General features: G+C 37.2%; 22 protein-coding genes. 18 read left to right on the forward strand and 4 right to left on the reverse strand.

All coding sequences use genetic code 11. The features are described from left to right. The first annotated feature begins 308 nt into the window (after window positions 1-308). The 13 genes from BMW29_RS00140 to BMW29_RS00195 all read left to right on the forward strand — a co-directional run bounded on the left by BMW29_RS00140 (window position 309) and on the right by BMW29_RS00195 (window position 11,548). Window positions 309-2,033, forward strand: a complete 1,725-nt coding sequence (locus BMW29_RS00140; protein ID WP_092649194.1) for a MucBP domain-containing protein — start codon at window positions 309-311, stop codon at window positions 2,031-2,033. An 81-nt stretch (window positions 2,034-2,114) separates the two neighbouring features. Then, window positions 2,115-2,270, forward strand: coding sequence for a hypothetical protein (locus BMW29_RS13920; RefSeq protein ID WP_177165610.1), 156 nt, complete (start codon window positions 2,115-2,117; stop codon window positions 2,268-2,270). A 333-nt stretch (window positions 2,271-2,603) separates the two neighbouring features. Continuing rightward, the gene (locus tag BMW29_RS00145; protein ID WP_092649195.1) at window positions 2,604-3,419 is read left to right on the forward strand and encodes a PTS mannose/fructose/sorbose/N-acetylgalactosamine transporter subunit IIC; all 816 of its coding nucleotides are present in this window, start codon (window positions 2,604-2,606) and stop codon (window positions 3,417-3,419) included. Continuing rightward, window positions 3,412-4,236 carry a PTS system mannose/fructose/sorbose family transporter subunit IID gene (locus tag BMW29_RS00150; protein ID WP_092649196.1) on the forward strand — a complete coding sequence of 275 codons (825 nt, stop codon included), beginning with the start codon at window positions 3,412-3,414 and terminating at the stop codon, window positions 4,234-4,236. Before BMW29_RS00145 ends, BMW29_RS00150 begins: the two co-directional genes overlap by 8 nt. Before the next feature lie 23 nt (window positions 4,237-4,259). Further along, window positions 4,260-4,739 (forward strand): PTS sugar transporter subunit IIB, encoded by a 480-nt coding sequence (locus BMW29_RS00155; RefSeq protein WP_092649197.1) that lies wholly within the window; start codon window positions 4,260-4,262, stop codon window positions 4,737-4,739. A gap of 23 nt (window positions 4,740-4,762) precedes the next feature. After that, window positions 4,763-5,608 carry a MurR/RpiR family transcriptional regulator gene (locus tag BMW29_RS00160; protein ID WP_092649198.1) on the forward strand — a complete coding sequence of 282 codons (846 nt, stop codon included), beginning with the start codon at window positions 4,763-4,765 and terminating at the stop codon, window positions 5,606-5,608. 12 nt (window positions 5,609-5,620) lie between these two features. Beyond that, a complete protein-coding gene (gene murQ / locus BMW29_RS00165) occupies window positions 5,621-6,529 on the forward strand; it encodes an N-acetylmuramic acid 6-phosphate etherase (RefSeq protein WP_092649199.1) in 909 nt (302 codons plus the stop codon). Between the two features lies 1 nt (window position 6,530). Then, the gene (locus BMW29_RS00170; RefSeq protein WP_177165611.1) at window positions 6,531-7,514 is read left to right on the forward strand and encodes a serine hydrolase domain-containing protein; all 984 of its coding nucleotides are present in this window, start codon (window positions 6,531-6,533) and stop codon (window positions 7,512-7,514) included. Window positions 7,515-7,558: 44 nt separating this feature from the next. Continuing rightward, on the forward strand, window positions 7,559-8,296 hold the full coding sequence (locus tag BMW29_RS00175) for a sulfite exporter TauE/SafE family protein (protein WP_092649201.1): 738 nt from the start codon (window positions 7,559-7,561) through the stop codon (window positions 8,294-8,296). An 18-nt stretch (window positions 8,297-8,314) separates the two neighbouring features. After that, window positions 8,315-8,743, forward strand: a complete 429-nt coding sequence (locus BMW29_RS00180; protein ID WP_177165612.1) for a PTS sugar transporter subunit IIA — start codon at window positions 8,315-8,317, stop codon at window positions 8,741-8,743. 181 nt (window positions 8,744-8,924) lie between these two features. Next, window positions 8,925-9,605, forward strand: a complete 681-nt coding sequence (rpiA, locus tag BMW29_RS00185) for a ribose-5-phosphate isomerase RpiA (protein ID WP_092649203.1) — start codon at window positions 8,925-8,927, stop codon at window positions 9,603-9,605. Window positions 9,606-9,626: 21 nt separating this feature from the next. After that, window positions 9,627-11,123, forward strand: a complete 1,497-nt coding sequence (gene glpK / locus BMW29_RS00190) for a glycerol kinase GlpK (RefSeq protein WP_281241476.1) — start codon at window positions 9,627-9,629, stop codon at window positions 11,121-11,123. Window positions 11,124-11,143: 20 nt separating this feature from the next. Further along, window positions 11,144-11,548 (forward strand): GNAT family N-acetyltransferase, encoded by a 405-nt coding sequence (locus BMW29_RS00195; RefSeq protein WP_092649204.1) that lies wholly within the window; start codon window positions 11,144-11,146, stop codon window positions 11,546-11,548. A gap of 41 nt (window positions 11,549-11,589) precedes the next feature. Here BMW29_RS00195 and BMW29_RS00200 read toward each other — a convergent pair whose 3' ends face one another. Further along, on the reverse strand, window positions 11,590-12,345 hold the full coding sequence (locus BMW29_RS00200) for an alpha/beta fold hydrolase (RefSeq protein ID WP_092649205.1): 756 nt from the start codon (window positions 12,343-12,345) through the stop codon (window positions 11,590-11,592). Between the two features lie 246 nt (window positions 12,346-12,591). Between BMW29_RS00200 and BMW29_RS00205 the strand changes: the two genes are divergently transcribed. Genes BMW29_RS00205 through BMW29_RS00215 form a run of 3 tightly spaced genes read left to right on the forward strand, consistent with a single transcriptional unit; the run spans window position 12,592 to window position 14,706 of the window. Further along, on the forward strand, window positions 12,592-13,032 hold the full coding sequence (locus BMW29_RS00205) for a MarR family winged helix-turn-helix transcriptional regulator (protein ID WP_092649206.1): 441 nt from the start codon (window positions 12,592-12,594) through the stop codon (window positions 13,030-13,032). 14 nt (window positions 13,033-13,046) lie between these two features. Next, window positions 13,047-14,138 carry an LLM class flavin-dependent oxidoreductase gene (locus BMW29_RS00210; RefSeq protein WP_092649207.1) on the forward strand — a complete coding sequence of 364 codons (1,092 nt, stop codon included), beginning with the start codon at window positions 13,047-13,049 and terminating at the stop codon, window positions 14,136-14,138. 1 nt (window position 14,139) lies between these two features. Beyond that, complete coding sequence (locus BMW29_RS00215; RefSeq protein WP_092649208.1) at window positions 14,140-14,706, forward strand: NADPH-dependent FMN reductase; 567 nt, start codon at window positions 14,140-14,142, stop codon at window positions 14,704-14,706. 59 nt (window positions 14,707-14,765) lie between these two features. Here BMW29_RS00215 and BMW29_RS00220 read toward each other — a convergent pair whose 3' ends face one another. Beyond that, a complete protein-coding gene (locus BMW29_RS00220) occupies window positions 14,766-15,629 on the reverse strand; it encodes an alpha/beta fold hydrolase (RefSeq protein WP_177165613.1) in 864 nt (287 codons plus the stop codon). 150 nt (window positions 15,630-15,779) lie between these two features. Between BMW29_RS00220 and BMW29_RS00225 the strand changes: the two genes are divergently transcribed. Next, on the forward strand, window positions 15,780-16,670 hold the full coding sequence (locus tag BMW29_RS00225) for a VOC family protein (RefSeq protein ID WP_092649210.1): 891 nt from the start codon (window positions 15,780-15,782) through the stop codon (window positions 16,668-16,670). A gap of 34 nt (window positions 16,671-16,704) precedes the next feature. Here the strand turns inward: BMW29_RS00225 and BMW29_RS00230 are convergent, their stop codons facing one another. Next, a complete protein-coding gene (locus BMW29_RS00230; RefSeq protein ID WP_092649211.1) occupies window positions 16,705-17,739 on the reverse strand; it encodes an ABC transporter permease in 1,035 nt (344 codons plus the stop codon). Further along, window positions 17,739-18,662: an ABC transporter ATP-binding protein gene (locus tag BMW29_RS00235; protein ID WP_092649212.1), complete on the reverse strand. Its 924-nt coding sequence runs from the start codon at window positions 18,660-18,662 to the stop codon at window positions 17,739-17,741. The genes BMW29_RS00230 and BMW29_RS00235 overlap by 1 nt, the downstream gene beginning before the upstream one ends. 223 nt (window positions 18,663-18,885) lie before the next feature. Here BMW29_RS00235 and BMW29_RS00240 point away from each other — a divergent pair, with 223 nt between their 5' ends. Further along, on the forward strand, window positions 18,886-19,644 hold the full coding sequence (locus BMW29_RS00240; protein WP_092649213.1) for a formate/nitrite transporter family protein: 759 nt from the start codon (window positions 18,886-18,888) through the stop codon (window positions 19,642-19,644). Window positions 19,645-19,694 lie beyond the last annotated feature (50 nt).

Below are 19,694 nucleotides of genomic sequence, written 5' to 3' on the forward strand. Positions count from 1 at the left end.
GTATAGGAAACGATTTGTGAGGTTTATATTTATGGTTTCTGTATATTCGGAAAACAACTGGATAAATGCTGTTAAATCAAGCGTTGACAGCGATTTTGGTGTAGGGTATGATTGCTTTGCAAGAATCAAATGTTAAATGCACTCGTTCTTTTTCTGTACTTTAAATAAGTGTACATTTTTAAATTCAAAGCTCAAAACGCGATTAAATCAGCGTTTTTTTGTTTGCCATTTTTATTGACTTCAAACAAATCATTTTATGTAAAAAACATTTGTTTGTTGCAATAATAGAATGAGGATGGTGTACATTAATGAGTAATAGAGTATCTAAGGTAGGAAAATGGGGGATGTTACTTGCTTTCTGTTTCGTATTGCTTTTCTCCTTTGGTAAACAAAGTCAAGCAGAAACAGTCCCGACTGTTGAACTTAAGGGAAGTCCAGTTAAAATAATTGAATTTGATGTCAAAAGAAATGGGGGGAAATATGAGTTAGAAAATTTAACCGTTATACCAAACTTTCCCACCATTGCTTCAGTGACCATTTCGATGCCTTCAGGTGTAAAACTGGAGCTGAATACACCAACAGGTTGGCAGTTGAATAATGACCCTAATGATAGTTTTATTAACTATACCTTAGACGCTCATAACACACCCACAGATGTTCAAAATGTTTTGAAACAATTGCGTTTAACGATTACAGATGAAGCGCAAACGAAAGGAATCGTGACCATTTCTTTAAGTGATAAGGAAATTACAGCATGGGAAGATGAAAATGGCGTTAAGCATTATTATCGCTATATTCCCAAAAGATTATCATGGGCAGCTGCCTATAATGAAGCAAAATCAGAAGCCAATAAATATAAAAATCTGACAGGCTATTTAGCGACCATTACAAGTGCAGCAGAGCATGATCATATCTTTAATGCAATTGCTAAAGAACCAGGTTGGCTAGGGGCAACTAGAATGGTGCGCAAGGATAATGGCGCAAAAATTCAAGATGAGCCAGCGATACTGACAGCAACTAGTTTCTATCGTTTAGATCAATCAATTTGGTATTGGGTAGCTGGACCAGAAGCAGGGTTAGAATTTTATAATGGCATTATAAAGGCTACAGGTTTACCAATACCAGGTGTCTATAATGGCTGGAGTGCTGGTGAACCCAACAATAATTGGCATAATATCAAGCCAGAAACAGTTTTACAATTTGCCTTAAATGATGGCACAAAGCCAACAAAATGGTGGAATGATTTGCCAAATGAAGGTGCGGAGACATGGCCATCCTCATTTTGGAACGAGGGTTACTATATTGAGTATAGTGCTTATGGTGGACAGACTGAGATAAATGATGAAAATGCGCATAGTGCAGATGTTCCACAGCGTGTTAGTATTAAGTATCGCGATCAAGATGATGCTTTGGCTTCTTTAACACCACCAGATCAGGAGTCAATCGGAGATGTTTTTGCGATTGGAACACCTTATGATGCTACTAGTTATGAGAAAACTATTTTGGGTTATGACTTGGTTTCCGTGCAAGGCAATCCAACAGGTAACTATGACAAGGATCCGATAGAAATTATTTATTACTATCGAAAACAGCAATTAACGTTTCATATTCAACAAGTAATGGTTCATGCTCATAGTCAATTAGTCGTTCCAAGTAAAGGATATGCTGAAATTAGGCGTGTTGATGCACAAAATCCGACAGCTGTTATGACCATAGCGGAACGCATAAATGTACGCGCATCCTCTCTTGTTGCAGATGCTAATGATTATCAAAAATCAATTGTGATACGAAATCCACCTGGAGAGTACTATCAGATAGAAGGGATTATTCCTGAATACTATCATTCTTTAGGCTATGTTTTAACTGATAAAGAGATCCCTCATTCACCAGCAGCTATCCAATCAGGATTTCCAACAATTGATAGTAATGGCGCAAGAGAATATTGGATAACTTTTTATCTGCAACCTACTACACCAACACCTCTTCCTTTTAGTTGGGTTTATCACGAGACTTCATTTGACGAGATAAAATAATAGATATATCAGCAGATTCTTTTGTGATTCTCTATTACTTTGTTATAATAAAGTCAATCAGTTAAAGGGAGATGGACGGATATGAGTGAAGAAAAAGAAGCCCTAAAGAGAATTAAAGATTTGGTTGCACAACATCAAGAAGATGAAATGGTAGAAAAAAAAGAAGAAGCAACCAAACCAACCTATCAAGAAACCATGATGAATATTATGGAAATTCTTTCAGAAATCGGTCTTTAGTTATATTATGGACTAAAAGTGCTACTTGAAAAATAAAAGTGTGAATATATTACACATTTTTCTAATTTGGAAACATTTCATGTTATAGTAAATGAACAGCTTAGAACTTATTTATTTCCAGACAACAGGACTTGTTCAGAATACATAAATAAGTACATCATGAAATTGGGTAGGAACGACTTTAAAGGGAAAAGTCGTTCCATTTTTTATACGATTTAATGAAATTAGATTTCTTTTTAAGATCTATTTAAACAATAAAGTTGAAATATAAAATCATAAGTGCTAGAATGAGGTTGTAAAAGAAAGCGTTTTATTAAAAAAGGAGGAAGAAACATGAGTATCTCAATTGTTGCAATTATTATTTTAACCCTCTATGTTGGCATCGGTCAGCTAGATGCCATTTCAATTCAAATGGGACCATATACCCCATTGTTTGGCGGCACAATTACAGGGTTGGTTTTAGGTGATTTACAAACAGGTTTAATCGTTGGAGGGACATTACAATTAATGACCTTAGGCGTAGCGACCTTTGGTGGGGCAACCGTGCCAGATTTTCTATCAGGATCTGTGATGGGGGCAGCTTTTGCTATTCTTTCAGGAAAAGGTCCTGAATATGGGATTGGGCTAGCCGTTCCAATTGGTTTATTATTAACTCAGCTAGATATTGTTGGTAGAATGACCAATACTTTTTTCCAACATATGGCAGATAAAGCAGCTGAAAAAGGCGATTATAAAGGTGTAGAGCGTGCGAACTTATTAGGAGCTCTTCCTTGGATGTTGACTAGAATGATTCCTGTCTTTATTGGTTTAACCTTTGGTGATCATGTGGTCAATGCAATTAATGCCTTTATTCCTGAATGGGTGATGGTCGGATTAAAAACAGCCGGTGCTATTTTACCAGCGATGGGGATTGCCATTTTAATGCGTTATTTACCATTAAAGAAATATTTCCCATTTTATATTATCGGATTTGTCTTGATGGCTTTTGGTGGCGCAAACTTCTCTCTTCTTGGTGCAGCTTTAGTAGGACTTGCTTTTGCAGGAATTTACCTATTAACCAAACGTGAAGCAGGTGCAGGATCCGCTGCAACAAGCAATCAGTCAAGTACAGTTTATGTAGATGATGAGGAGGTAGAAATCGATGAGTAATGAGACAAATAAATTAACGAAAAAAGATATTCGTAAAGTATACATTCGTAACCTATTTGGGTTACAATTAGGATGGAACTATGAAAAAATGCAAGGCCTAGGTTATGCCTATGTGATCATGCCAGCCTTGAAAAAATTATATACAACAAAAGAAGAAATGACGAAGGCGTTAAAACTACAATTAGGCTTCTTTAATACAACGCCAGCGATGTCTCACTTAATTGTAGGGGCAGATATGGCCTTAGAAGAAGAGTTCGGCATGTCTGATCCAACTGCAATTGCAGGTTTGAAAACAGGTTTAATGGGACCTTTTGCAGGTGTTGGTGATACTTTATTCGTAGCCATCTATCGTGCGATTATCTTTTCAATTGCGTCTTATATGGCGCTAAGTGGACAGGTAATTGGCTTAATTATTCCAATTATCGCTTGTTTAGCAGTGTTGTGGGTACGTTATAAATTTACCTATTTAGGGTATGTTCAAGGGCGTAAATTGGCAACAGAGTTTGCTGGACAGATGAAAGCATTCACTGAAGGTGCTTCTATTTTAGGGTTAACAGTAGTTGGGGCCTTAATTCCTTCTGTGATTAACTTTACTTTGCCACTTGAATATAAAATGGGTGAAGTCACATTATCTGTACAAGATATGTTAGATAAAATTTTACCAGGGTTATTACCATTAGGAATTGTCTTATTCTCTTATTGGTTATTAGGTAAAAAGAAAATGAATTCTACTCGTTTAATTTTTGTATTGATTGCTTTAGGAATGGTACTAGGCAACCTTCAAAATATCTTTAGCTTTATTGCTAGCTTATTCTAAACTAAAAAAGGTGGGAATTAACAATGACATTAACACATGCTCGTGTAGATGAAAGATTGATTCATGGTCAGGTTGCAACTGTTTGGACAAACTTAACAGGTGCAGAACGTATTATGGTTGTAAATGATTTAGTGGTTAAAGATGAAATGCAAATTGGTGCGCTAAAAATGGCCAAGCCAACAGGTGTTAAATTATCGATTTTATCAGTGAATAAAGCGATTACGAATATTTTAGCTGGTAAATATGATCATGAGAAAGTCTTTTTAATTACGAGAGATATTCCGGATATGGCCAAGCTCATTGAAGGCGGCGTTCCCTTAACAACTTTTAATGTTGGAAATTTATCGAAAAAAGAAGATACAGTTAATATTAAAAAATCAGTCAATTTAACAGAAGAAGATATCAAGATTCTACGTCAATTGGTAGCAGATGGTGTGAACATTACTGCACAAATGGTGCCAACTGAATCAAATGAATCCATTCTTAATTTTCTTCCAAAATAATCATATAAAGAGGTAGGCAAATCATGGAACTATTCACCCATATTCGAAATGAATACAACAATTTAAGCAAAGGCAATCAAAAAATTGCAGATTATTTATTAGCACATCCAGAAGAGGTATTGCATTTATCCGCTTTAGAAATTGGTGAAAAAAGCCAAACATCTGCTGCAACAGTCATTCGTTTTAGCAAGACCTTAGGCTACTCCAGTCTGGAGGAATTGAAAATCAATCTTGCGAAAACGGTTTCTCTTGCTGGAGATAAAGAAGTGCTAGACCCTGTTATTGCAGAGGAAGATACTACAAGGGAGTTAGCACTTAAACTAAGCTCAATGATGAATGCGGCATCAGAATCGTTTATTCATCACTTAGATGTGACGGCATTAGAAGAAATATTTGAAGCGGTAAGACGTTCAGATTGTGTGTATTTGTATGGTATCAGTGCATCAGGACTCCCTGCTTTTGATTTATATCATAAATTAAATCGTGTGAATATCAGGGCAAGATATGATTTTGATGCACATATGGGTGTTGAATTTTCTCATTACATTACCAAAAAGGATGTTGTGATTGCCTTCTCTTATAGTGGAGAAACCAAGGAAGTCTTGCTTCCTGTAAGGCAGGCCAAGCAAAATGGTGCAAAAATAATCGCTGTGACACGTAACCAAAAATCAGAGCTTTCTGAGCTGGCAGATGTGGTGCTTGCAATTCCTAATAATGAGCATTTGCTCAGAATCGGTGCGATTTCTTCAAAATTTTCAATGATGCTGATAGCGGATATGCTGTATTTAGGCATTGTCCAAAAGGATTTTGAACATATTGAAAAGGGCATCGTAGAGACCTCTAGACTTGCAAGGCAGCTAAAAAAGTAAGGGGTATGCAGAATGGATTTAACAAAACTAACAACTGAATCAAGAAATAAAGAAACAATGACGATTGATCAGCTTTCAACAGCGGAGATGGTTGCTGTAATGAATCAGGAAGATCAAAAAGTGGCACTTGCTGTGGAAAAGGAACTCCCACAAATTGCCAAAGCGATTGATGCTGTCAGTGAAAAATTTATGGCTGGCGGTAGAATGATCTATTGTGGTGCAGGAACTTCTGGGCGTTTAGGTGCTTTAGATGCGATTGAATTAACACCGACCTATAGTGTTTCACCTAAGCGGGCATTTGGTTTAATTGCAGGTGGTAAGGAAGCCATGTTTTCAGCCGTTGAAGGAGCAGAAGATAGCGAGGAACTAGCCATTGAGGATTTAAAAAAAGTTGATTTAACAGCAGCCGATATTGTGATTGCTGTTGCTGCAAGTGGGAGAACACCTTATGCGATTTCAGCCTTAAAATATGGCAATGAAGTAGATGCTTTAACCATTTCTGTGACCTGTAATGGTGCAAGTGAGATGAATCAGCTGGCTCAGATTGGGATTGCCCCAATTGTTGGACCAGAAGTTATTACTGGCTCTACGCGCATGAAAGCAGGCAGTGCACAAAAAATGGTTTTAAATATGCTCTCAACTGGTGTGATGATTCGTTCTGGAAAAGTTTTTAGCAATTTAATGGTGAATGTTCAGCCAACCAATTTAAAACTGGTTAAGCGTGCGCAAGGTATTATTGCACAGGCGACGGACGTATCAGAAGAAAAAGCACTTGAAATGTTAGAATTAGCGGAGATGGATGTGGCTGTAGCGATTGTCATGATTCAGACAGGACTTGATCCTCTAGCGGCAAAAAAAGCGGTTAAGGAGCATCAAGGAATGGTGACTCAAGTGATCCAAGCTTATCAGGCTGGTGAGTAGGTTGAAACAAGAAATAATAGTAGCGCAAATAGAAAAGTTAGTGCAGGATGATGTGATACCAGGAGCAAGCTTTGCTTTTGTGACAGCAACTGAGAGTCAGTCTTTTGTGATAGGAGATAGCCAAGTTCAGCCAACTAGAGAGCCTTTACAGCAGAATATGCTTTATGATTTGGCTTCTGTAACAAAGGTAGTTGGTACCACAACAAGAATCTTTCAGTTGATAGCACAAGGAAAGCTCACCTTTGATACAAAGGTCGCTAAGCTTTTACCAAGATTTAAGCTACTTGATGTAACATTAAAGGATTTATTGTTACATCAAGCAGGTTTACCTGGGGATTTTTCAAATAAGCATCAGTTATCTCAAGCTGATTTAATTGAAGCGATTTATCAGTGTGAACAGCCGATTTATCCGATTGGGAGCCAAACACTTTATTCTGATATTGGCTACATTTTATTGGGCTGGATCATTGAAGTTTTCGATGGTTCTTTGGGGCAAGGGATGCAAAAATTTATTTTTGAGCCTTTAGAGATGACGAACACTGGTTATCATTTGGCACAGCCTTTATCTCGCTTTGTTCCAACAGAATGTACCAAAGAAAGAGGCTGTATTCGCGGGAAATGTCATGATCATAAGGCTTTTTTACTAGCTGGTGAAAGTGGTAGTGCAGGTTTATTTTCTACCTTAACGGATTTGATTCATTTTGTTCAAATGATGCTCAATCAGGGGTGCTATCAAGGAAAAGAAGTTCTTTCATCAGTAGCTTTCGACTGGCTAAAAGAATATCAGCAAGGATCCAGAACATTAGGCTGGGAAGTCTTACAGCCGGATATTTATTATCATACAGGCTTCACTGGTACGAGTTTATTAGTCGATATGAAACGCCAAAATGGGTTTATTTTATTGACCAATCGGATTCATCCAAGTAGGGACAATCAAGCATTTGTTGAGGCGCGTAAAGAGATAGTAGCAAGGTTTATCTCCTAGCATACTGTTAAGCGTGAAGTGGATTAGATAGGAGATGGAATGAAGTGGTATTTTTCATAATCGCATTGGTGACAAGTACAATTGGTAGTGTTTTGGGAATTGGTGGCGGTATTATTATTGTCCCAACCTTACTGGCTTTAGGTGTTGCACAAGGGCTTACAGCTTTTAGCTCATCTTTGACGGTTTTTTCCATGGCTGTGATTGCTTGTTATCATCATTATCGTCATCAGCGAGGAGACCTTAAAACAGCGCTTTTGATTGCAATGGGGAGTGTGCCATTTTCTATTATTGGTTCATCTTTTAATCAAGGCATGTCTAAGCAACTTTTTTCATTCTTATATCTGGTACTATTGGCAGTGCTTTTACTGTTAATGTTTTCAGAAAACCAATTAAGAAAGTTACCTACTTCACTTTATAAAAATCCGATAGCCAAGCCCTTATTTGGTTGCTTTATTGGCTTCTTTGCGGGTTTGTTTGGTGTTGGTGGTGGCCCAATTGTAGTGCCGATTCTATTTTCTGTTTTTCATTTATTACCAAAAGATGTGGCAGCAACCTCTAGTTATGTCACACTGATTACAGCAACCATTACGCTATTAACTTATGGTTTAACAGGTCAAGCTGATTTTAGTTTAGGACTTTGGATGATTCCTGGTGCGATTCTTGGTGGACAATTAGGTGCACTATTGAGTAAAAAAATCAGCAATCGCTTGGTGACTTTATTATTCAACGCCTTATTGATTTTCTTATTAGGACAACAAATCGTTCAATTATTATTTTTTTAGAATGTGAGGATGGATGAGATGAAACCCAAATTAATTGTGATGAGTCATGGTTTAATGGCACAAGAAACATTGAAATCTGCTCAAATGATTGTTGGCGAAATTGATGGCGCCGTAGCAATTTCAATGCTAGAGGCAGATGGTTTAGAAGTGACAACTGATAAATTACGTGTGGCACTTGAAAAAATAGGTACAGAGGATGTTGTGATACTTGTTGATTTATTAGGCGGTACACCAAGTAATGTGGCAGTGAAAGCTTTCTTTGAACAGAAAAATATTGAAGTGGTGACAGGTTTAAACCTAAGCTTAGTGATTGAATATGCCGTTAGCCCACTGACTTCTGCGCTTGAAATGGCAGAATATCTAGCAACTGTAGGAAAAGATTCGATTCAAAAGGTCGAACGCTTATCGAATGATTTTGATGAAGAGGATGAGTATGAGGAAGACTAATTTTTCAAAAAGTGTGACTGTTTAAGGTGTATTTTATTCCTAAACAGTCACACTTTTTTTATGGAATCAGCCTTTTATTGAAAGCGTCAAAAATAAAATGCTGGAAACGGTTTTTTTATTGCCTGTAATTGTGTAGAATGAAGGGGAGTAAGATTAATTTATTTTACAGGAGGAATAAATAGTGAATTTAAAACAAATGGTAGGAGAAAAAGCAGCTGAATATGTGAAAGATGGGATGATTGTTGGGCTTGGAACAGGTTCAACTGCTGCCTATATGGTTGAAGCAATTGGTAAACGTGTTCAAAATGGCTTGAATATTGTGGGGGTTACAACATCTGATCGGACAGCTAGACAAGCTGAAGATTTAGGTATTCCATTAAAATCTGTGGATGAAGTCGATATGATTGATTTAACCATTGATGGTGCAGATGAAATTAGTGCGGATTTCCAAGGAATTAAAGGTGGCGGTGCTGCCCATTTATTTGAAAAAATCGTGGCAGATGCTTCTAAAGAAGTGATTTGGATTGTTGATGATAGCAAAATGGTTGAAAAATTAGGGGCCTTTCCATTGCCAATCGAAGTGATTCCTTATGGAAGTATGCAACTATTTAGAATTTTTGAAGCAAAAGGGTATCAACCTGCTTTTAGAATGACTGAAAAAAATGAAAAGCTAGTGACGGATGCAGGGCATTTAGTGATTGATTTGCATATGAAAGAGATTGAAGATCCTCATGCACTTGCTGCTTGGTTAGATGGATTAACAGGTGTGGTTGAGCATGGTTTATTTTTAGATAGGGTCAATACCATCATTGTTGGTAGCGCGTCAGGTACTCAAATTATTGAAGCAAGACCTTCTATCTAATGACATGAGGAGCTGATTTGTTTGAAAAATAAATATATTATGGCGCTAGATCAAGGAACTACTAGCAGCCGTGCTGTTATTTTTGACCATGAAGGTGAAATTGTCTCAAAGGCACAAAGAGAATTTAATCAGTATTTTCCAGAAGTGGGCTGGGTGGAGCAGAATCCAAATGAAATTTGGGGCTCTATTTTAGCAGTGATGGTTGAAGCATTGGGCAATGGCGATATTGAAGCAGAACAAATTGTTGGAATCGGGATTACCAATCAAAGAGAAACAACAATTGTTTGGGATAAAAAAACAGGAAAGCCGATTTATCCAGCAATTGTTTGGCAGTCGCGACAAAGTCAACCAATTGTAGACACCTTAAAAGCGCAGGGCTATGAGCCACTATTTCGAGAAAAAACAGGTTTATTAATTGATCCCTATTTTTCAGGAACAAAGATTAAATGGATTCTCGATCATGTCAAAGGTGCTAGGAAAAAGGCTGAGAAGGGTGAGCTAGCTTTTGGAACGGTTGATAGCTGGCTGATTTGGAAGCTATCTGATGGTAGAACACATGTAACGGATTGTACCAATGCTTCTAGAACCATGGTTTATAATATTTATGAACACAAATGGGACGAGGAATTATTAGCGATTTTGGAGATTCCTCTAGCAATGATGCCAGAGGTGCATTCTTCTAGTGAAATCTATGCCCATACCGTACCACACCATTTCTTTGGCCTAGAAGTACCTGTTGCAGGTGTGGCAGGGGATCAGCAAGCAGCCTTATTTGGTCAAGCTTGCTTTGAACCAGGACAGGTAAAGAACACGTATGGAACAGGTGGCTTTTTACTGATGCAGACGGGCAGTCAACCAGTTAAATCTCAACATGGTTTATTAACCACTGTGGCATGTAGTGTGGGTGGTGAGCGGTCTTATGCGTTAGAGGGATCCGTTTTCGTTTCTGGATCTGCCATTCAATGGTTGCGCGATGGCGTTGAAATGGTGAAGTCCGCTCCAGAATCGGAAGAGTTGGCGAGAAAAGTAGAGAGTTCAGATGGTGTCTATGTAGTCCCTGCTTTCGTGGGATTAGGAACGCCTTATTGGGACAGTGAAGCAAAGGGCAGTATGTTTGGTCTGACCAGAGGAACGAGAAAAGAGCATATTGTGCGTGCAACACTTGAGTCTATTGCGTATCAAACCAGAGATGTATTAGAGGCCATGATGAAAGATTCTGGGATTCCTTTAAAAACATTACGAGTAGATGGTGGTGCTTCACAAAATGATTTCTTAATGCAGTTTCAGTCTGATATTATAGGTGTTCCAGTAGATCGACCAGAAGTCGTTGAGACAACGGCACTAGGAGCAGCTTATTTAGCAGGGCTAGCAGTTGGTTTCTGGAAGGATCAAGCAGAATTAAAAGCGCATTGGAAATTACAGCAACAATTTACACCTGAAATTGGCGTTGTAGTCAGAGAAGATTTATATCGAGGCTGGAAAAAAGCAGTAGAAGCCACGCAACTGTTTAAAAACTAGTAACGGAAGTGAGTGATCTGATGAAATTTCAAAAAGAAATGACTGGGATTAAGGCAGAGCAACTTGTAGGCTTCTTTGTTGATTGGCCAAATCCTCCTAATCAAGAGACACATCTAGCTTTATTGCAAAAAAGTGATTACCGGGTACTTGCCATTGACGAAGCAACCAATCAAGTTGTGGGCTTTATTACAGCAATTTCAGATCAGGTATTATGTGCCTATATTCCACTATTAGAAGTATTACCAGCCTATCAGAAGTTAGGTGTGGGAAAAGAATTAATGACACAGCTACTGACCCAATTACAGGATTATTACATGATTGATTTATTGTGTGATGCAGACTTGCAGGAGTATTATGAAACCTTTAATATGTACCGTGCAAATGGGATGTTGATTCGTAATTATGGAAAGCAGTCAGGTAGATAGCATAAAAAGGAACAAAACGCTCAGCGTTTTGTTCCTTTTGTTTATAAATGCTTGGCAAAAAAGTCAGTAACCTCATCCATTAAATCAATTGTGACCAAATGCCCTTCCTCTTGCCCCGTTAGAAAAATAGTTTGCTCAGCAAAAGCTTCATTCTTAATCTGTGACTCAAAATCCGCTACCTGTTGATAAGGTATTTTAGGGTCCTCCGTACCATGCCAGAATAAGACAGGACGTCCTGCAATTGTTTCAGGTTTTAAGGATAAATCAAATTGTGGAATCCAGGATAAAACAAGTGGTAAATCCTTAGAAAAAGTTCCGCCTCTTTCAGTTACCGTTTGAAACATCAGCTTCACATATGCTGCAGGAGCGGGCGTGCCCATAATACTAGCAGCTACCTTGATTTCAGGATGATTGCTAAGTAAGGCTGCAGTAGTGATTCCCCCCATTGAATAGCCACCAACACCAATTTGTCTCTCTAATAACCAATCATGCTTTGCAAAATAATTAAGTATGGTCGTAAATTCAGCAATATTATATTGAATACTAGACCAAAAAGTCATTGAAGGAATCGAAGAAATTTTCACCGATTTTCTCTCTCCATGATGCATCGCATCGGGTAATATAACACGAAAACCATGAGCGGCTAATTTTCGCCCATGAGTGAGCATTAGCTCTTTTCGGTTACGCCAACCATGATATAAAATAATTAAAGGCAAAGCTTGATTCGCCAAATCTTTTGGGACAACCTCTAAAATAGGAATATCATTAATGCTACGTTTTCGAATCATCATTTTCATAGATAAACTCCTTTTTAAACTGAATGATATGCTTAGCATTGTACCGTTTATTACCAGAAATGTAAAAGTTTTCAACTTATTGAAGGCAATCATCAAAAGCTTTGATGATTGCCTATTTTGGTATCCTTTTAAGGTTTTTATACAACGAAATTAGTTTCTTATTTTTAGTAAGTTAAAAAGCTTGTGTTTTATCACTTAACTAGTATAATGATAATTAACAAGAGATAAAAGGAGGGGGAAAGAGCATTGAAGTATCATACAAAAAGCTCACTTATCTGGCTTAGAATGCTACATTTTGTGAATTATAGCAATCGTTTAACAAATGAACATCTAAAACCCTATGGTGTCACAGCAGCGAAATTTGATGCCTTGGTTCAGATTCAAACGCACCAACCCATTACACAAATGAAATTAGCAGAAAAATTACTTTTGACGCAAGCAGGGATTTCAAAAATGCTTAGCTCGCTAGAAAAAGAAGGACTAGTTTGCAAAAAGGTTCATTGGAAAGAGAAAGAAATCTCATTAACCCCCGCTGGAGAAACGTTTCTTACCAAAATATTGCCAACGCAATTAGACTTTCAATCATCTTTTTTTGAAGAGGTGCTGACCGAATCAGAAATCAAAGCACTCTATCAAATGATGACAAAAATAACCAAAAATGCTCATGACAAAATAGCAGATATTTAGGAGGAATGGAACTGATGGAAAAATATAGAATCAATGAAGCAGAGGGAATGGAATTTGGACTTTATTCCTTGGGGGATCATATGGCGAATCCATTAACAGGAAAAAGAATCTCACAGCAACAAAGAATCAATGAAATTGTTGAGATTGCAAAGTTTTCTGAAGAAGCAGGACTAGATATTTTTGGACTTGGAGAAAGCCATCAAAAATATTTTACAACACAAGCCAATCAAGTGATTCTTGGTGCGATTGCTCAAGCTACAAATAAAATAAAAATTTCTAGTGCGGTAACTGTACTTAGCGTGAATGACCCCATTCGAGTATATGAAGAGTATGCAACCTTAGATTTACTTTCGAATGGGCGTGCTGAAATTGTTGCAGGACGTGGCTCACGAGTTGGTGCCTATGAATTACTAGGATATGATTTAAAGAATTATGAGGAATTATTTGAGGAAAAATTAGAAATGTTGCTGCAATTAAATGATGCAGAACCAGAAGAATTGATCAACTGGTCAGGACAATTTCATGCACCATTAAATCAAGCAGAAATTTTACCACAGCCGAAAAATGGTCATTTACCAATTTGGCGTGGCGTAGGTGGTCCTCCTGGCAGTGCCATTAAAGCAGGTTATCAAGGTGTCCCAATGATGCTGACAACTTTAGGTGGACCAGCTATTAATTTTAAAATTGCTGTGGATGCCTATCGTGAAGCGCTACAAAGAGGTGGCTTTGATCCTCAAAAAATGCCTATTGCGACAACTAGCCTCTTTTATGTAGCGGATACAACACAAAAAGCGATGCAAGAAATGTATCCATTTTTAAATGAAGGCATGCTACGTATTCGTGGTGGTGGTTATCCAAAACAACAATTTGCTCAATCAAAAGATACACGGGATGCATTAATGGTGGGAAGCCCACAAGAAATCATTGAAAAATTACTTTATCAATATGAATTATTTGGTCAACAACGCTTCTTAGCACAAATTGACTTTGGTGGCGTACCGCTTGATTTAATCAAAAAGAATATCGAATTGATTGCAACAGAAATTATGCCAACTGTAAAAAAATATACAAAAAAAGAAGTCGCTAAAAGAAAGGAGCAAAATTAAGATGAAAATTGCAGCAATTATTGGATCTAGATTAGGGAATAATACGCGAGCAGTGGTTCATTTTGCAGTCACTGAAATGAAAAAATACGATCCAACTGTTGAAGTCTCTATCTTAGATGTTGCAGATTATGAATTGCCCTTTTCAGATGGTCGTGCCTTTTTTGAATATGAGCAGCCAGTGAAAGGTTTCTTAGAAACAATCATGGAAGCTGATGCCTTATTAATTGGAACACCTATTTTCCAAGCGTCTATTCCTGGAACCCTTAAAAATATTTTTGATATGTTACCTGTAAATGCTTTTGAAGGAAAAGTTGCGAGCATGATTGTGACAGCAGGCTCACCAAAGCATTATTTAATTGCAGAGCAACAATTGAAACCCATTTTATCTTATATGAAGGCAAACTTAGCACCTACCTATGTTTTTGTGGAGGAAAAAGATATTGTCCGAGGAGCAATTATGAATCCAGATGTTGAATTTCGAGTGCAACGTTTAGTTGAGGATACCGTGTTACTTGTAGAAGCCTATCAAGCGATGAGGGAGAAAAAGGAAGCGGCCTATGATTTTTAATCGTTAAAAGTCCAACATACATTGGAAATCAGTGTATGTTGGACAATATTGACTTCTCTTTATTGATTATTGGACCAAAGAAATTTTAACACTTCAGCATCCACTTGATCATTTTCATGTAAGGCGCTGTGTTGCGCTTTTGCACCATAGAAAACTTTTTCCTGATAATGTTGTGGGTTGAGCATAAAGCGAATACTTAAGGCACTTGAAACAGCAACGGATTCATCACTTTTGGTCCCATCTTCGACATCACCAGCAATATTTAAAATGTGTGTGTCTGCAGGGATTTTCTCTTTATTTTCTTTAAAAAAGGTAAAACGCTCTGTTTCAGTTTGCGGACCTGTTGGACCAAAGTCATAAGGTGAGACACCATCATCCGCAATGTATAAGCCATTAAAAGGTGAGCCAATTGCGACAAATTTTTGAATATGTGGGAAATGAGCGTCACTTGCATGCTCTTCTAAGTAATATAAGCCAGCGACTCCGCCTAACGAGTGACCAACAAAATGAATTGTTTCAATACCATAGTTTGATTTCAGCTCTTTCATTAAATCAACTAACCAAAGGATATTATCCTCAACGGAAACACGACTATCTTCATAGATAAATTGAATCGTTGGATTTTTTTTAGTTGTATCTAACTCACCAGTTGCTTCAATTGTGCCATCTTTTTTCATTGTTAAAATCAAGCCTTTTGTTGCAACACCGGATTCATCAAAGCGCTCAATCATTTTACCCAAACTATTTTTAGTCCCGGCGTATCCATGCATAAATACAGTTGGAATATTTGAATCAATCACTTCTTCTTTATCTATGGCATTTTGAACTTCCTTCCCAATTTTGGGTGGTCTCGTTAACCAAAAGACAGTTGCTCCTACCACAATAAGTAATGCTAATAGCCCAATGATTATTTTCTTTTTCACTCCGCTTCCTCCTCTAAATACCATGAATCTATTATACTAAATAATTCATTTAGAGTCGTTAAGGTTGTCTTAAGAAATCAAGTATCCAATTTTATTCATTGGGGTCAATCATTTAAAGTACTACAAAAAATATCAAGGGGGAATAAAAACATGATAACTGGATTACATCATATTTCTGCTCTGACAAAATCAGCAACAGAGAACCTTAACTTCTATACAAAGGTTTTAGGTTTAAGGTTAGTAAAAAATACTGTGAACCAAAGTAATACAAAAATGCGTCATCTTTTTTATGGTGATTATCAAGGAACGCCAGGTACCTTACTGACATTTTTTGAGGTTCCAAATCTGGGACATAGCTATTTAAGAAAAAGTTATTTTGAAACGGTTTACTTAGGCATACCAAAGGGTTCATTAAATTGGTGGAAGCAATGGTTAGAAAAAAATGAAGTTGTGATAACTGTTATGGAGGATAGCTTGTCTATTCAAGATGCTGATGGTTTTCAAATGCGACTTGTTGAAATAGATGAAGTATTAGCAACAGACCATACAGTGATACAACAAAAGATACCTCGTGAACGACAAATTATTAGGATATTAGGTGTAGCTGTCTTTGTTCCTAGTCCAGAAGACACGACCCAAACACTTGTTGATTGGCTAGGTTTAACAGTTATCAAAGGTAATGAATTAGTTGACCCGCTAGGGCGTAGTTTTACTGCTATTTATGATAGCTTTGGAAAAGAACCAACTAGAGCAGGAAGAGGAACCATTGATCATATTGCTTATCAAGTTGCTACTAAAGACGAAGTAGATGCACTCTACGAAAAAGCCAAACAACTTGATTTGACGATTGAACTTTTTGTAGATCGTGGTTATTTCAAAAGCCTTTATGTCAGAGACAGTAGTGGCTTACGAATTGAAGTTGCAAGCGATGAACCAGGTTTTCTAGTAGATGAATCGCTTGAAACGTTAGGAAGTAAATTAGCTTTGCCGCCATTCTTAGAAGAACAAAGAGCTGAGATTGAAAAAGGGCTGCAGAACTAACAAAAGCCAGTGCAAATTTTGCACTGGCTTTTGTTTAGGTTAATGCGACATCACGTTTTTTGAAGATAAAGTTTGTGACAAGATAAATAATTATGATATAAACAAGTAAGCCAATTGCTACTTGAACAAAGCTTAAGTCGCCTGCGATTGGATTATTTGTCGCAAAATTATTGATATCTAATAGATTAAAAATGGTCCATTTTAAAATTGGATATTTCGGAATCATATCGGCAATAAACATATTGACCAAGCTTCCTGAGAAAATCATGCCAACACCTAAGCCAACCGCCATTGCTTGAGAACGGAAAATAGATGAAATCATTAATGAAATGGTGACATAGGTCAGCATGGCAAGCAAGTTTGTGCCTGCTAATTGGAACGCGGAGATAAGTGCTGGTGTGGCACCTAAGCTGACCTGTCCTGGCAGCATTAAGGATTGAATTGGGAAGAAAATCGCCCCAACAATTAAAGTTGCAACCAATGTAAAGGCTGTTAATAAGACAGACAATAAAATCACTGTCATATATTTTGATAATAGAATTTGACTACGTTTGTATGGTCTTGTTAACAACAGTTTAATCGTACCATCCCCAAATTCAGCAGCCATAATAATACTTGCAGCAATCACGGCTAAGAAATTAACGATCATGCTCATATCTCCTATACTAGAGAAAAATGCACCTAAAGAAACAGTGCCATTTCCTTTAGTAATGGGTGTAACATCTGCTTTTTGATAAGCTTCAAAGTAATCTAGCTGCGTATTAATTTGTTTAAGAGCGTCTTCATTTTCCGCAAAGTTTTCTTTTTGCTCATTTAAATAGTCAATTGTGGAATCAACTGTTGTGAATGGTTTGCCTTCCTGATTATGCCCATAAATAGGCGTGTTTTTAGGTAAGGATTCAGATTCAACAATCTCACCTTCTTGATTTTGAACAGGTGTATCGAGGTCGTTTGTAAGTTGTGTCATAAACGCAACGAAAGTAAGAAGTGCAACAATCGTGATTAAATAAACAATAAATGAACGCTTTAAGGTTAATTTGCGCCATTCGTTTTTAATTAAATGCATCATTAGTATTGTCCTCCTTGGTTCGTAAGACTTAAGAATCTATCTTCTAGTGTTGTAGTCAGTGGGGTTGCACTATAAATTGGAATGCCCGCTCTAACCAGTATTGCAATCACATCAGGAATACTGTCACGTTTGATTTCTACAGTTAAGAAATCACCATCAGTTTTTGTGACAGATAGACCTAAGCGAACAATTTCTGCTTGTAAAGCAGCTTGCTCTTGCGTTTCAATTGTGAATTCAATCATCGAAGATGCTGTTACTTCTTCTTTTTTAAGTGTTTCATTGTGCGTTAATTTACCCTTTTCAATAATGACAACACGATCTGCAATCATTTCCATTTCGGAAAGCAAATGACTAGAAATCAAAATAGCTGTTCCTTTATCTGCGACATCGCGCATGAGTTGTCTGAAATCACGCATTCCTTCTGGATCAAGGCCGTTTAAAGGCTCATCCAAAATAAGTAAAGTTGGTTCATGCATCAAAGCTTGGGCAATCCCTAAACGCTGACGCATACCTAAAGAATAAGTTTTGACTTTATGGTGAATGGCATCTGTTAAATGAACCATTTCGACCATTTTATTTAAATCATCATCTGTAATATTTTTACGACTCATTCTAGCAAATTGTTTTAAATTTTCCCAGCCAGATAAATATTTATAAAATTCTGGGTTTTCAATAATTGCACCAACATGACCAATCGCTTTTTCAAATGACTGATCTAAATCATAACCATTAATCCAAACCTCACCTTGAGATTTGGAAATCAATCCAGTAATCATTCGGATAATCGTAGTTTTCCCAGCACCATTTGGTCCAAGTAAACCTAATATTTCTCCTTTTGCAACAGAAATTGTACAATCTTCTACAATGTTTGTTGTTTTCATTGTTTTGGTCAGATGCTTCGCTTCTAAAATAATCTCTGTCATTTTCTCTCCTCCATTCATTCCTGTATATTTTTATTATATATATTTTCTATATTGGCTACGACATTCGCTAGACGGAGGCTTCCTACGACTAAAGACCGATTTTATTTAAAAAAAATCAAAAATATTTACTGAAAAGTATTGATATTTGAGAGGAATGTCGTAAACTATTAGAGTATGTGAAAATAAATACAAAATAAAACTGGAATAAAGTGAGGGAATAAAAGTGAATACACCTGAAGAAATCTTAGCCATTACGATTCAGAATGGTGCAAAGAAAGTACAAAAAACTTTATCAGCAAAAATTATTTTAGGTTTTATTGGTGGCGCGATGATTTCGTTAGGCTACCTTTGTTATATTCGTGTCATTGCTTCAATTGCTGAGGAATGGGGCAGTTTTGCTAGTTTTATTGGAGCCTGCGTTTTTCCAATTGGTTTGATTGTGATTCTTTTGGCTGGTGGTGAACTGATTACTGGTAATATGATGGCAGTGAGTGCTGCTTGGTTAGATAAAAAAATTAAATTTCAGCAGTTAGTTTCCAATTTTATTGTGATTACACTCGCGAATGCACTAGGTGCACTTTTTGTAGCTTACATATTTGGGCATTTAGTTGGTTTGACGAGTACAGGGGTTTATGGACATGAAACAGCGATTGTTGCACAAGCTAAAATCGCAGCGACGCCATTGCAAGCCTTTTTATCTGGGATTGGTTGTAACTGGTTTGTGGGGCTGGCTTTATGGCTATGCTACGGTGCTAAAGATAGTGCAGGAAAGATTTTAGGGATTTGGTTTCCAGTGATGACTTTTGTAGCCATTGGTTTTCAGCATAGTGTCGCAAATTTATTTGTGATTCCAGCAGCTATTTTTGAAGGACAAGCTACATGGCTTGAGTTAATCAATAATTTTGTGCCAGTTTATTTTGGTAATATTGTGGGTGGCGCCATTTTTGTTTCATTATTATATTATAAAGCGTATCAGCATTAGAAGAGAACTAAAAAAGCTCGTTTGTTCGTAAAATCAACAAACGAGCTTTT

Origin of the sequence: Isobaculum melis (assembly GCF_900111355.1) — a bacterium.
Taxonomy (GTDB): Bacteria; Bacillota; Bacilli; order Lactobacillales; family Carnobacteriaceae; genus Isobaculum; species Isobaculum melis.

What these genes read in the sequence shown, in the direction of transcription:
- BMW29_RS00230 (WP_092649211.1), bottom strand. Translation starts at nt 17,739, where the DNA reads ATGATGCATTTAATTAAAAACGAATGGCGCAAATTAACCTTAAAGCGT.
- BMW29_RS00180 (WP_177165612.1), top strand. Translation starts at nt 8,315, where the DNA reads ATGAAACCCAAATTAATTGTGATGAGTCATGGTTTAATGGCACAAGAA.
- BMW29_RS00140 (WP_092649194.1), top strand. Translation starts at nt 309, where the DNA reads ATGAGTAATAGAGTATCTAAGGTAGGAAAATGGGGGATGTTACTTGCT.
- BMW29_RS00150 (WP_092649196.1), top strand. Translation starts at nt 3,412, where the DNA reads ATGAGTAATGAGACAAATAAATTAACGAAAAAAGATATTCGTAAAGTA.
- BMW29_RS00215 (WP_092649208.1), top strand. Translation starts at nt 14,140, where the DNA reads ATGAAAATTGCAGCAATTATTGGATCTAGATTAGGGAATAATACGCGA.
- BMW29_RS00195 (WP_092649204.1), top strand. Translation starts at nt 11,144, where the DNA reads ATGAAATTTCAAAAAGAAATGACTGGGATTAAGGCAGAGCAACTTGTA.
- BMW29_RS00225 (WP_092649210.1), top strand. Translation starts at nt 15,780, where the DNA reads ATGATAACTGGATTACATCATATTTCTGCTCTGACAAAATCAGCAACA.
- BMW29_RS00200 (WP_092649205.1), bottom strand. Translation starts at nt 12,345, where the DNA reads ATGAAAATGATGATTCGAAAACGTAGCATTAATGATATTCCTATTTTA.
- BMW29_RS00210 (WP_092649207.1), top strand. Translation starts at nt 13,047, where the DNA reads ATGGAAAAATATAGAATCAATGAAGCAGAGGGAATGGAATTTGGACTT.
- murQ (WP_092649199.1), top strand. Translation starts at nt 5,621, where the DNA reads ATGGATTTAACAAAACTAACAACTGAATCAAGAAATAAAGAAACAATG.
- BMW29_RS00145 (WP_092649195.1), top strand. Translation starts at nt 2,604, where the DNA reads ATGAGTATCTCAATTGTTGCAATTATTATTTTAACCCTCTATGTTGGC.
- BMW29_RS00155 (WP_092649197.1), top strand. Translation starts at nt 4,260, where the DNA reads ATGACATTAACACATGCTCGTGTAGATGAAAGATTGATTCATGGTCAG.
- BMW29_RS13920 (WP_177165610.1), top strand. Translation starts at nt 2,115, where the DNA reads ATGAGTGAAGAAAAAGAAGCCCTAAAGAGAATTAAAGATTTGGTTGCA.
- BMW29_RS00235 (WP_092649212.1), bottom strand. Translation starts at nt 18,662, where the DNA reads ATGACAGAGATTATTTTAGAAGCGAAGCATCTGACCAAAACAATGAAA.
- BMW29_RS00160 (WP_092649198.1), top strand. Translation starts at nt 4,763, where the DNA reads ATGGAACTATTCACCCATATTCGAAATGAATACAACAATTTAAGCAAA.